11 protein-coding genes are annotated in these 12,221 nt (G+C 54.7%); 5 read left to right on the top strand and 6 right to left on the bottom strand.

Annotated features, from left to right (window positions below; translation table 11 throughout):
- Positions 1–55 precede the first annotated feature (55 nt).
- From ABIE13_RS11325 to ABIE13_RS11315, 3 genes are all read left to right on the top strand, one after another.
- Positions 56–2,266: a Z1 domain-containing protein gene (locus tag ABIE13_RS11325; RefSeq protein ID WP_354443394.1), complete on the top strand. Its 2,211-nt coding sequence runs from the start codon at positions 56–58 to the stop codon at positions 2,264–2,266.
- Entirely contained in the window at positions 2,259–3,212 is a 954-nt protein-coding gene (locus tag ABIE13_RS11320) for a PD-(D/E)XK motif protein (RefSeq protein ID WP_354443392.1), read from the top strand. The genes ABIE13_RS11325 and ABIE13_RS11320 overlap by 8 nt, the downstream gene beginning before the upstream one ends.
- A 421-nt stretch (positions 3,213–3,633) precedes the next feature.
- Positions 3,634–4,425 (top strand): hypothetical protein, encoded by a 792-nt coding sequence (locus ABIE13_RS11315; protein ID WP_354443390.1) that lies wholly within the window; start codon positions 3,634–3,636, stop codon positions 4,423–4,425.
- Between the two features lie 28 nt (positions 4,426–4,453).
- On the opposite strand, the gene ABIE13_RS11310 is transcribed toward ABIE13_RS11315, so the two are convergent.
- From ABIE13_RS11310 to ABIE13_RS11295, 4 genes are all read right to left on the bottom strand, one after another.
- Entirely contained in the window at positions 4,454–4,612 is a 159-nt protein-coding gene (locus tag ABIE13_RS11310) for a hypothetical protein (RefSeq protein ID WP_354443388.1), read from the bottom strand.
- 280 nt (positions 4,613–4,892) lie between these two features.
- A complete protein-coding gene (locus ABIE13_RS11305; RefSeq protein WP_354443386.1) occupies positions 4,893–5,525 on the bottom strand; it encodes a hypothetical protein in 633 nt (210 codons plus the stop codon).
- Positions 5,526–5,877: 352 nt separating this feature from the next.
- On the bottom strand, positions 5,878–6,867 hold the full coding sequence (locus ABIE13_RS11300; RefSeq protein WP_354443384.1) for a Bug family tripartite tricarboxylate transporter substrate binding protein: 990 nt from the start codon (positions 6,865–6,867) through the stop codon (positions 5,878–5,880).
- Between the two features lie 262 nt (positions 6,868–7,129).
- Positions 7,130–8,056: a LysR family transcriptional regulator gene (locus ABIE13_RS11295; protein ID WP_354443382.1), complete on the bottom strand. Its 927-nt coding sequence runs from the start codon at positions 8,054–8,056 to the stop codon at positions 7,130–7,132.
- 149 nt (positions 8,057–8,205) lie between these two features.
- On the opposite strand from ABIE13_RS11295, the gene ABIE13_RS11290 reads away from it, so the two are divergent.
- Complete coding sequence (locus ABIE13_RS11290; RefSeq protein WP_354443380.1) at positions 8,206–9,186, top strand: phosphoglycerate dehydrogenase; 981 nt, start codon at positions 8,206–8,208, stop codon at positions 9,184–9,186.
- A complete protein-coding gene (locus ABIE13_RS11285) occupies positions 9,183–9,887 on the top strand; it encodes an RraA family protein (RefSeq protein ID WP_354443378.1) in 705 nt (234 codons plus the stop codon). Before ABIE13_RS11290 ends, ABIE13_RS11285 begins: the two co-directional genes overlap by 4 nt.
- A gap of 388 nt (positions 9,888–10,275) precedes the next feature.
- On the opposite strand, the gene ABIE13_RS11280 is transcribed toward ABIE13_RS11285, so the two are convergent.
- Both ABIE13_RS11280 and ABIE13_RS11275 read right to left on the bottom strand, forming a co-directional pair.
- The gene (locus ABIE13_RS11280; RefSeq protein WP_354443376.1) at positions 10,276–11,631 is read right to left on the bottom strand and encodes a HipA domain-containing protein; all 1,356 of its coding nucleotides are present in this window, start codon (positions 11,629–11,631) and stop codon (positions 10,276–10,278) included.
- On the bottom strand, positions 11,624–12,064 hold the full coding sequence (locus tag ABIE13_RS11275) for a helix-turn-helix domain-containing protein (RefSeq protein WP_354443374.1): 441 nt from the start codon (positions 12,062–12,064) through the stop codon (positions 11,624–11,626). Before ABIE13_RS11275 ends, ABIE13_RS11280 begins: the two co-directional genes overlap by 8 nt.
- Positions 12,065–12,221 lie beyond the last annotated feature (157 nt).

Raw genomic sequence — 12,221 nt, 5'->3', positions numbered from 1 at the left:
GACAGACGGGACCATTTGGGAAAACTGGTCCCGGCATGAATCGTTCCTCCGGTCCATGCCCAAGTGGAAGCCTCACCAGATCGCGTCGGTAGCGGAAGAGTCGCTCCGGATCATTTCGAAAACCACGCCAATTCATCGTCCGGAGTTTCAGTGCCGTGGGTTGGTGGTTGGCTACGTCCAGTCAGGTAAGACGGCAAACTTCACTGCCGTTGCAGCACGTGCGGCTGATGTTGGGTATCGTCTGATCATTGTGCTTTCAGGTATTCACGACTCTCTGCGGAATCAGACCCAACGGCGGCTGGATCAAGAGCTTGCGGGAGTCGGCGTCGATTGGATCACGTTGACCGATGAGGCCACTGACTTTCAAGAACCAGCAGTCGCCGACGGATTCGCATTGACGGGCACGGTTCTAATCGTTGCAAAGAAGATCACGCCGATCCTGAAGAGACTCAACCAATGGTTGGGTCGACTGGAAGGTCGACTCGCTGATGTACCTGTTCTTCTCATAGATGACGAGGCTGACCAAGCCTCCATCAATACGCGCGGAAATCGCCGTGACCCGAGTATCGACAATGAAACTGCGCCAGATGACGACACAGCACCGTCGCTGACCAACGCATTGATCCGGGACATTCTTAGAAAAGCCCCACGGGCTACCTATATCGCCTATACGGCAACCCCGTTCGCGAATATCCTCATCGATCCTGATGCCAAGGACGGGCAGGTTGGAGAGGACCTTTTCCCAAAGGATTTTGTCGTCCAGCTCCCGCGTCCTGACGGCTATACAGGTACAGAGGAGCTGTTCGGAATCAGTGCTCAGGGGCGCGACGTTCTGCGCCCGGTAGATCCGGCAGACGTAAAGGCACTGAAGTCGAAGCAGCGCAGGAGAAGTGAAGCAATAGTTGCCCGAGGACCGCTCGACTTGCCCCAATCGCTGGCAGATGCGCTGCTGACGTTTGCGCTCGTTGGTGCCATCAGATTGCTACGAGGTCAGACCGGCAAACCGCATACGATGCTGGTTCATGTATCCCAGCTTCAACAGGATCAGATGCGGATAGGCGCAGCCATTAAGGAGCAGATCCGAAGTTGGTTTCATCATGAGGAAGCTGAACCTGGGGTGCTGAGGCAGATGTTCCTGTCAACGCTGGCCGGTCTGGGTACGGTCGAACTTCCCGCTAGTGAGGAGAATATCCTCAAGGAAGCTGTGAACAACTTGGCTCGACTGGATGTCGTAGTGCTAAACAGCACGACAGGCGATGAACTGGAATACGATCTCAGGCCCGGTCGACAGCTCGTAGCAGTCGGCGGCAACCGCCTATCGCGTGGACTGACGCTTGAAGGCCTCACTGTCGCCTATTTTCTGCGCACGACTACTCTGGCTGATGCCCTGCTCCAGATGGCCCGCTGGTACGGATTCCGGGCAGGGTACGATGACCTGATCCGCATCTGGACGACCGAGGGTATTGCACAGTGGTTCGTAGAACTGGCGCTAGTCGAAGAGTCTTTACGGGACTCAATCACGGCGCTGAACAAAGCCGGCCGCCGTCCCGATCAGATGGCCATCCGGATGCGCGCACATTCAAAGCTCCTGCTCACCAGCAAGAACAAAAGCAAGATGCAGGCGGATGACGCTCGCTCATGGTCTGGCGAAAATCCCCAGACTATTCTGTTCCCCTTGTACGACAGAGATCTATTGGAGCGGAACCTCGATTTGGCGTCAGAGTTGCTTCGCCGGCATCCACCTACACAGGAGGCATACGGCGGTGCAATCGCGCATGATGTGCCTGTCGAAGATATTGCGCTCTTTCTGCGGCGCTACGAGGGCCATCCCAATAGCATTGCGTTTCAAAGCCCGGAAATTGCGGACTGGATCCTGGAACGTGCAGAAGCCGGAGAGCTTGTGAACTGGACTGTGTTCGTGGCGAACCCAGAGCGTGAACGCCAGGTTCTCCTTGGAGGAAGACCTTTCGGCCTGGTGCGACGCTCGTTGCAGGCCAATGAGTCGATCGGTATTCTTATCGACCCTCGCCATGAGGGTGTCGATCTACATGGCGGACCGGATAACTATCGGGCGACCGCTGGATTCAGCGCCATGTCCATGCGAGAGGATCGTCCCGCTCAGCAGGGGCTGCTACTGCTCTACCCCCTTGACCCGGAACCATTGCGCTCTCCGACACAGGCCGTGCTCGGCGTCGCGCTTTCCCTCCCGTGGACAAGTGATGGTGGAGAACGATTCGTCGTAAACCGGGGGCTTCGCAATGTCTGAAATCACGCGGCAGCGATGGTCCAGACTGCGTGAAGAGCGCACTCCTCACGAGACCATTTACGAGCTGGCTGACGAAGATTTCGAGGCCGGGTTTATTAGCGTCTCTGAAGACGGTCGCTTGCACCTTTTGTTGGCCATCGACGTGGCTCCGAAAAGCCTTCCTCCGGACCTGCAGAGCATCCAGGTTCGTGTGCTGGAGGGTGAACAGACATGGATCGACATTTCAGCCCGCAGCCATCATGAGGAGCTGCTCACACTTGTTGCTAACAAGGTTCTATACGCGATTTGCACCGAAGGGCGAGATCCGGCGTTATCGGTCGAACGGACCATCGACGATATGCGCGCGGCGCTGCGCACTCTTGTTCCGGACCTGGGCGCGAGTGAACAAATTGGCCTCTTCGGCGAATTATGGGTGCTTTCCAACGTCCTGTTTCCGACGATCGGCGCCCGGGCCTGTCACCTGTGGAGTGGCCCTGAAAGCGAGCGGCACGACTTTGTGGGGCAAGGGGTTCACGTAGAAGTAAAAACAACGACCAAGTCAGAGCCGAGACATGAAATTTCCCGTCTTGATCAACTTCGAGCCCCCGCCGGCAAGCGCCTTCTCTTCATCAGCGTCATGCTTGAGAAAAGCCTGGGGGGCAACGAGACGCTCGCGGACCGCGTAGATGAAATCCGCGAGAAACTGGAAATAGATGGGCGTGCGCTCGATGTTTTTGATTCGCGGCTGTCTCAACTAGGCTGGCATGAAGGACTCAGACAGTCTGGCGCACTTTTAAGATTTACCTTTCGCGATGTCCATGTGTTCGAGGTAGTTGAATCATTTCCTCGACTCCCCGATGACTATATTCCTCCGTCGGGCGTCATTGGTATCAAGTACAACATCCACGTCGGAAACCTGCCTTCGCTAGATGTCATGGAAGTCCAGCAGATTCTGGAACTGGTCTGAAATACAACGGCATCATCTTCGTTACCAAGATGAACATCAGGGAATGTGGAATTGGGACTCCCTCAGAGGGCGTCAAGCTTGGTCGCGAAGAGGGCGGGTTGGTGGAAAGTCTCATTAAGACGCTTTCCGTCCTCGACGCCAACATTGCGTAGTGACCAATAAGTTAGCAGGTTGAAAATATCGCTGCTTGCAGACAAATCTCACACATCCGAATGTGCGGTGTTTGCAAACGATAGGCTTTGAGAGTGACGGAATTCTTGTTGTGCGTCTTTTCGTGAACTGACCACAAACCCAGGACAGAAACCAGTTTTCAAGAGGAAACCGAACCAGAATATCGTGAAGGTTATACGGGATAACTATGTAATCTTGTTAGACGCACTCAGTTACAATTGTCGCAAACAACTGATGCCGCCGGGAGAGCATGGCCAATTACATCAAGTCCGAAGTCCTAGCCGAGGCATACACGCACCTTAATATTGAGCTCTTTGAAGACAAGGAAGAACTTGAGGCGCTTCGCAAAGAGTTGACGAGCTTCTTTCACGAGCGAGCAAGCTTCATGTTTGGGGGTGATGTCGATATCACCGTGATGTTTGAAGAAGGCAGTTTGCGAACAAAGATCATCGCTACAGGTAAGGCGGCCCTAATCATCGGAGGGATGGTCAGCACATATGGGGACTTTCGAAGCAGCGTTGTCAGCCTAGCAAACGACGCAGTTAGTCTGGCGCAGGCTGCCAACATGGAGGTAATCTTCCGGACAAAGACACCTCACTGCGACCGCCTGCGTATTGAAAAGCGAAAGGGAGTTTTTGGCCGCGTTGCCTCTCTCCTTTCAGAACTCGATGCAGTGGCTAAGGAAGTGCACGAGTCGCAATTACCAGCGACTCCGGTCAAACTGAAGCGAGTAAACGAAACGGTTGATCGTCTACTTGCTTGGGATGCCGACGTAGACAAGTTGTTCTCCAAGTTCGAGGGGCCAGAAACTGAAGCGTGCGTATCAGAGGGACTTTTGGCGGAGGTGAATAAACTCCATCGGAATATGCCTTGGCTCAAGGAATCACAGCAGCCAACGTTTCGCGCTCGGATCGCAAATTCCGAGCCGACGCACGCTGGGCAAATCGCCGCGGCGGGCGCACGTTATAGCGCATCGGTGAAAGCCATCGAGAAGAAGCTCAAAGATCGCATGAGAAACGCGGTCGCAGCAAACGGGGGCTAGTCGAACGTTGAGCGACTCTTCCCTATTACTAGCCCGTCAGCTCACGGCAACCAGCGACCATCTCAAGAAAAAATGCCGTTTCAGATTGGGCTTTTCGATCCGCTCCTATCGCATCGTCGATCTTCATGCGCAGCAGACAGCGCACTTCTGGGTCCATGGTGGTTTCCCAGAGCGGCTGAGAGTTCATCTCGCTCGGACTGCTAGAGCGCTGGGGCGCGGTAATGCGCTCGACTTCACCATGAGAGACCCTGGCGCCTTCGCCTGGGGCAGCGTGTTAACACCGTGGACGAGGTCTATGCGAGAAGCGGGCTTGCAGGACCCCTCCTGCCGACCACTTACCTAACCTCACACGAGAAGCGTTGAAGAGTTGAAGAGTTGAAGAGTTGATGCTGCCGGTCGTAGGCGAAAGCCAGGACGCGCACGATGGGCAGCGTGAGCAGTTTCGAAAATGAAGGGGTTGCTTCGCTTCAGTGCGCCATGTCCCAAGCGAGCACGTCGTAGTAGATGGCCGGTACGTTTGCTTCGGCAGTGATGTCGGTAATCTCGGCCATGAAGACTTGGTATTGCTCAGGCGTGGTGATGAACTTCATAGTGGCGTTGCTAGGGATGCTGAGTGCTGGCGAGACGAGTCGCAAGCCCTGAATGGTGTAGCTGTCCCAGGGCACATGCATGAGCGAGATCAAGCGCGTTCGTTGTTCATCGGTCAAACTCTCCAGGCAGGCAAGCTTCTTAAGCACGAGGTTTAAGAGTTTGGCACCTCGGCCATATCCCATTTCCTTGTTCGCGTGATGGCGCCAGGAGCTCTCCAGTGCTTGGGTCGCCATATGTACCTGCAAGGCATAGCTATCTGGTCTTTCGCAAGCCAGGATGTCGCGCAGGGTATGCTCCAAGCGGCAAGTCGTCCAGGTCCGAAACTTCTTCGAGGGTGTTGGAACATGTCGAAACGCGCGGAAGGTGTTGCCGCTCACGCCGGTTCTAACCACTTCCATCATTGAAGGGCACCGCACTGCAAAAAATTGGCGTGAAATCTCAGCCAACCCCGGCGAACGTAGTCGTTCAATCAGCGTTTCTCGCGATTCGAAGACATAGGGCTTGGGCATGAAGCAATCTCCTGTTGTACGGAACCGCGATTTTTTCGATGGCAGTCGGCAGTGGGCATACTGCTTCGACCTTTGAGGTTACGTCAACGAACTTCGGCGACACAATGATCCTGTAGTCGTGCCTCCTGTTTCCCTTAATAAGTGTCTCCAGCCGCTGCCAATTTGAGCTTGGGCTATAGCGTTGGGTTGAGCGGTCTTGTCCATGCAACGAAGCAGCGTGGCTATGAGTTGCAAGGGCGCGGCATGACAGTTCGGTATGGATTAGAGTGCGAATCAGTGCGCAGGCCACCGCTCGGACCCTAATAAAGCCCGCGGAAGCCTATATAACTACCTTCCAGAGTATGCCCCACGTTCAAGACGCCTTAAGCCCAAGCTTCTTAATCAAACGCCCCCACCTTTCAGACTCACTCACAAGCATCTGCTGCATTTCCTGCGGACTGGACTTGGCGATTCCGATGCCTGCAAGGCGTTCTTGCACATCAGGCAGGTTCATGATGCCGTCAATCTTGCTATTCAAGATTGCAATGACCTCGTCTGGAACACGTTTCGGGGCAAGTAAGCCGTACCAATCCGAGACGGATATGTTCAGGCCCTGTTCCTTGAATGTGGGAACGTTCGGCATGGCAGATTGACGCTTGTCGGCCATGACGCCCAGCGCAACAACTTTTCCGACTTTCCACGCAGCTTGTCCGATAGTGACCGTGCCAAAGAATAGCGGAACGTGGCCGGCCATGGTGTCACTCAATGCGGGTGTGCCGCCTTTGTAGATCACGTGTTCAAGAGGCAAGCCTGACAGTGCGCTGAATTCTTCTGCGCCCAAGTGCGACAGTGTTCCTACGCCACCAGTCCCGTAATTGACGGGCTTCTTCTCTTTCTTCTGATAATTAATCAGATCACTTATGTTTTTTAAGCCCAATTCGGCGTTTGCATACAAAGTGATTGGAGGCTTCGCAAGCGTGCAAATGGTTCTGAAATCGTTGAACGGATCGTAAGGCAGTTTCTGGTAGAGAAAGGAATTGGTGACGTGGGTGCTTACCGCCATCAATATTGAATAACCATCAGCTGGCGCCTTGGCCACCACATCGGTTCCGATGATGGTTCCTGCACCAGGTCTGTTGTCAATGAGGAATGGGGCGCCAAGTTGCTCAGACAGTTTTTGGCCAACAGTTCTGGCCAAAACATCTACACCCCCACCTGCGGCAAAAGGTACGACGATTCTGACGGCTTTGGTAGGATATTTATCTGACGTTTGTGCAAATGCAGAAGTGCCAGCCATGGGTGCCGCTGCCAGAAGGCGTGAGAATTTTCGGCGGGAAATAGTAAGGTCTTGCAATTTGCTCATGTCGGTCTCCAATATTTAATAGCTTTTCAGCGTCGCTGAAATGGCTCGGTGCTTTCTGCACTCCAGGCGATGAGTGAGTTCAGCCACGGATTCAGTCCATCCATAAGTTTGGGCAAGACCGATCATTAGATCAATTAGTATTCTTGTTCACACAATTAGGCCGCGCCTAATAAAAGCGGTGATCGTCTTCGGGGACAACTTGGTTGGGTCGCTATGAGCTGGCGGGTGAGTTGTGGGGAGCGTGAACCCGAAGCCGGGCGCTTCAGACGTTAGGGCTGAGCGGGGCAAGCTCCGTGGCTTTGGCAACCCGCTCCATAGCCTCGATAAACACCATGCCGGCTGGTGAAATCGTACGATCCGTTCTTTGCAATATGCCCAGCGTGCGCGCTGCATTGGGCTCGGCTAGTTTGATGAGCTTCAAATCGGTTGTTGGCAGGGCGTACAGCGCAATGCGCGGCAGCACCGCAAGCCCCAGACCCTCACGCACCATCGCCAAGGCGGTGCTGATATGGGTGACCTCGTACACAGGCCGGATTCGCTTAGGTTTGAAGCTGTAGGAGCGCTCAAATTGCTCTCGTGGCGTAGATCCGAGAGAGGTCAAGATGACATCTTGGCTGGCTAAGTCTTCCCAGGTCATTTGACTGGGTAACTGAGTCGCCATGGCGTCAGGCGCGACGACGACGAATTCGTCGTCCACTAGCTTGCGCAGGCGGAGATCCCCGGTTTCCTCCATCAGCGTACCCAGGCCCAGTTCGATCGCGTTCATGCGAAGCATTTCCAGCAATGGCTCGTTGTGCACTTCTATGACGCGGATTTGAAGCTTTGGGCGGTCACGCCGCAGCTCCAGCAAGACCTTGGGGATGAGAGAAACGGCAATGGAAGGCAAGCAGCCCACGATGACCAGGCCGCTGCGTGCGTGGCGCACATCTTTCATGTGCTCATAGGCCTCGTCGATGTCGAGCATGGGCCTTTGAATGCGCCCAAGAAAGTCTATGCCGGCGGCCGTCAGAGACACCTTGCGGGTTGTTCTTTCGAAGAGCTTGACCCCCAACTCTTCTTCCAGATCACGAATCAGGTCTGTGAAAGAAGGGGGAGAAACACACAGCCTGGCGGCCCCCGCAGAAAACGACCCGGCTTCTGAGGCGAGAAGAAAGGCTTTGATCTGACGAAACTTAACATTATTAGCCATTGACTAATAATAGCCTTGAAATGCCGCATTGTCCATGCGAGTCTTCTTGCGCAGAATGAGTTTCGTCGTACTGTTATAGAGCCTCTATGCACCGGAAACTTTTAATCACTCAACCCTGGCCTGCGTCTTATGTGACTGAATTGGATTCCATGGTTTCTCTGCTGGAGTCGAGAGGCTTTGAAGTCGTCCTGGATAAAAGCGAGCGTAATCTTACTGAGTCAGAACTGATAAAAGTGCTTCCTGGTATTGATGTTCATATTGCCGGGGTTGATCAGTACACAGATAAGGTGATGGCAGCGGCAGATAAGTTAAGTCTGATATGCCGCATTGGGGTAGGTGTTGAAAATGTGAACATAGAGGCGGCATCAGCCAAGGGGATCCTGGTTACCAATACGCCTGGTGCTGGCGCAGAGACCGTGGCGGAGTTTACGTTTGGCTTGATGATGGCGCTTACACGCCGCATTGCTGTCAGTCAGGAAGTCGTGCGCAGTGGCAAATGGAATCGCTCCATGGGGCGCTCCATCATAGGCAAAAAGCTGGGCATTATCGGCTTTGGCAATATTGGTGCGGCCCTTTCAAAAATGGTGTCAGGCTTCAATATGAATATTGTTGTCTACGATCCCTACATGAATGCCGAAACTGCTGCAAAGCATGGCATTCAGCTCGTGTCGTTACCTGAGCTTCTGCGTGAGAGTGATTATGTAAGCGTTCACGTGCCATTCAATTCGGGCACGGAGAATATGATTGGCCAGAAAGAACTGGCCTTGATGAAGCCATCCGCAATGCTGATCAATACATCACGCGGCGGGATCGTGAATGAAGCAGCATTACACGATGCATTGAAAAATGGAATTATTGATAGCGCCGCTCTTGATGTGTTCAGCCAAGAGCCACCGCCGCCAGACCATCCGCTATTGAAGCTGCCGAATGTGCTGGTGACTGCACACAACGCGGGAACGACCTATGAGGGTCGCAACAAGCTCATGGAGGCTTGTGTAAGAACAGTGATCGATGTTGCAGACGGCAAGCAGCCGGCCGGACTGAAGAACCCCCTGGTATGGGGCCGTGCCCGAATGTTCTCCAGTGAATTTCGCACCAGCCATTCTTCCGTCGAACAGGCCCAGTCATGAACTCTTCTTCTGTATTCCAAGGCAAAGATCGGTCCGCATTGGTTGAGGCTTTTCGTGCCATGCCCACCGGCAATATCTGCGACGCGATGGAGCAGCTTGGTCTGGGCTGTGGCGCTGTGCATGGGCTGTCGCCCGTTTCAATGACCCAGCCGCGTGCAGTGGGCTTTGCGGTCACGGTCCGGCAAGCGACTCGGCATCACGTGGCCAAAGAGCGTCAGCTGGCCAAGCACGCTGCTGTCATTGACGATTTACTCGGCCCTGATGACATGTTGGTGATTGATGCAGGCGGACGTAAAGACGTTTGCACCGGCGGCGCCATACTTGCCCTGCGTGCGCAAATCAAAGGTGCCGCGGGCTTTGTGGTGAACGGCTGCATGCGTGATGTTCGTGAGATAGCTGAATTGGACTTTCCAGTTCATCTGACTGGTAGTTCACCAGTCAAAAGCTCGCCCACCTTGCAAACCGTCGCCATCAATGAAGTGGTCGAGATAGGCCACACGCAGATCCGACCGGGCGATCTCATCGTGACCGACGATACGGGCATCGTCACGATAGCCATCGAAGTGGCGCAGCAGGTGCTCGCACGCGCCCAGGAGATTCAGGCGAAAGAGGCTTTCATTACGCAACTGGTCAAGGAAAGTATTTCATTCTCTGATGCGTTGCGTCGGCATGTTGAACAAGAGTTAGCACAAAAAAGTTAAGGCTGGTGGTTCGCCGCGAATGCGGCAGCCCTAGGGAGCGAAGTCGTGGTTAGACGATCCACGGGTACCCGAGCTGAGAGGGCATGCAAGGCCCGAATGAAGGTGCCGATGCATGTCAATTTGCTTCCCTTTCTCTCTTTCTAGCCGTGAGGAAGACTTGACTGCCGGACACGCGATCGTTCGAGAGCAGTGGCACATGCAAAGCGTTGCGCAAGGCCACTTCGACAGGCTCAGGACAGGCTTCGACGAGCTCAGCCCGAACGGTTTAGTTAGTTCAAATGGCACTTTACGTTTGACCAAAGCCGTAGAACCGCTGGACAAGCCAAGCTCAACCTGAACGGGTTTTTTGTCTCTCCCCAGGCAGATCGGGTTGAGAAGAGCAACGGCGCTACTTAAGCCTCTCCAGCATCTCTCCTATAACGATTTGGCCCATGGCCCGAGCCACGCGCAGGTGCTGAGGGTTGCCCTTGAGGTGGAGCGCATTCTCCCCCAGAAGGTCGGGAACAGCCTTATGCACACGCACCCGAGTCTCATCCAGAATGCGGCCGGCCATGCCCCGCCCCAGTCCCAGTTTGACGCCGCCCTCAATAACGCGCGACCGCGTCACCTGGGAAAATCTCTCTGCTCCTGGCAAGGGAAAAACCAGTGGTCTGTCCGACCAATCGCTCAGATGGCTGGTCTCGGCAAGGGCTTTGGTCTCATAGGCCAGTGTGCACAGCAAGTCGTAGTGGGGCGCAAGCTCAATGCCCGTATGGTTGACGAAGAAAGACAGGTTCTTGAGGTGGTTGTCGTTGTTGCCAACGGCCATGTTGAACACGAGCCACCGAAACAGCGCCGTCCGAGTTGAAGCTTTGTTTCGACAATGTTCAATCAACCGAATGAGCGTATCCAGCGATGCACTGGAGTACTTCATCACACTAGGTATGTTCAGCAGTTGGCACCCGTCAAGGACGTGCAGGCGTGTAACCTCCGCGCTCTCCAGTCGGGGGGCGCGCTCCATCGCGGTCATTGAGTAGGCTCGGTCAAAGCGCTTGATGCAGTACACGGGTTCGGGGACGTACCGAATCTCGACAGAGGGAACCTGCAGCTTGGCGGCTTCTGCCAACCTCATGGTGACATACTCATTCATTACCGACGCAGGGTAGTCCGCCACGTCCGGATGATTAGGTTTGAGAATGTGGGTGGAGGCGGCGCCGCCTACTGGCTCATACAAATGCTGATACAAGTGCGGCGCCTGTTCGTACTTGATGACGGCAAGCATCTTGTGCTGTGCGCCAGCCAACGACATGCGCTTGCGCTGGTGGTTCACCAGGCTGCTTCTCGGTAGATTCCGAATCCGTGCCGATAGCTCTCCGTCGGAGAGCTCTTCCAGTTGTCGGCCTCGTTCTATGGGCTCGCCATAAGGCAAGAGGGTCAGGGAGCCCGCTGACTCCCTGCCCAGATAGCTCAGTAACGCGAAAGCGTCCTCCGGCGCACGAATGCCCGCTTCCTTGGCGACGACTTCTCGCAGCCTTTCTTCGGGCAGCAGGTTGTCAAAGAACCACTGGACCGGTCGCTCAGATGAACCATCGATGATGTCAAGATTGCCTAGGCTGAGACTGGGCGTTAGCGCAAAGGCATCTGGACGGGCAACCCATCCTGGGTCGTACGAGAATTTCCAGATATTGTCCTGATCCAACAACACGCCAACTCGGTCGCCATTGCTGTACACGATGAGCGCACGAGAAAGAGGGGGCTTACTCATCGCGGGACTCCGGACGCGGGGCAAGCGCTGGTGGTGCAGCCGGCTCGATCGATGCCGTGGGGACGGCATTGGCCGCCTCTGCCAGTGTGCTCATCGCCGCCCGGAATCCAGAGGGTTGAGTAGGCTGGGAACGGGTCGGTTCCAGCTCTGCCTTGATTCGCTCGAACGCGTCCGGGTCATTGCGCGAGAGCTTGAGCAATTGCTCCGTCGCCTCGTGGCCCGGAATGTCCACATACAACCTGATTCCGAGTTCATGAAGGTGCCGAAGAACCGTTCCCAAGGCCACCGTGTCCTTACCGTACTCGAGATTGGCGGTGGTCTGCTTGCTGACACCAAGGATGGCGGCCAGGTCATCCAGTCGGGTGCCCGAAGCTTTCCTTACTGCTCGGATGGCGTGGCCGAGGTCTGAGGCGGTCTTGACTTCGTGTTTCATTATTCCTAGTTTAATAGGAACTTCTATGAAGTCACTCGGGTTTACGCAAATAAAGCCTATCCCAGTAGGATTTTTAAGATTATTCTGTCCGAATCCAGAAAATTTCCTATCAAAGTAGGTTTTATGGGTTAGAACGGGCTTGGCATAGAAAAAATCC

The organism is Ottowia thiooxydans, from assembly GCF_040548795.1.
In the GTDB taxonomy this organism is placed as follows: Bacteria; Pseudomonadota; Gammaproteobacteria; order Burkholderiales; family Burkholderiaceae_C; genus Ottowia; species Ottowia thiooxydans_A.
This window is presented reverse-complemented; position numbering and strand designations above follow the sequence as displayed.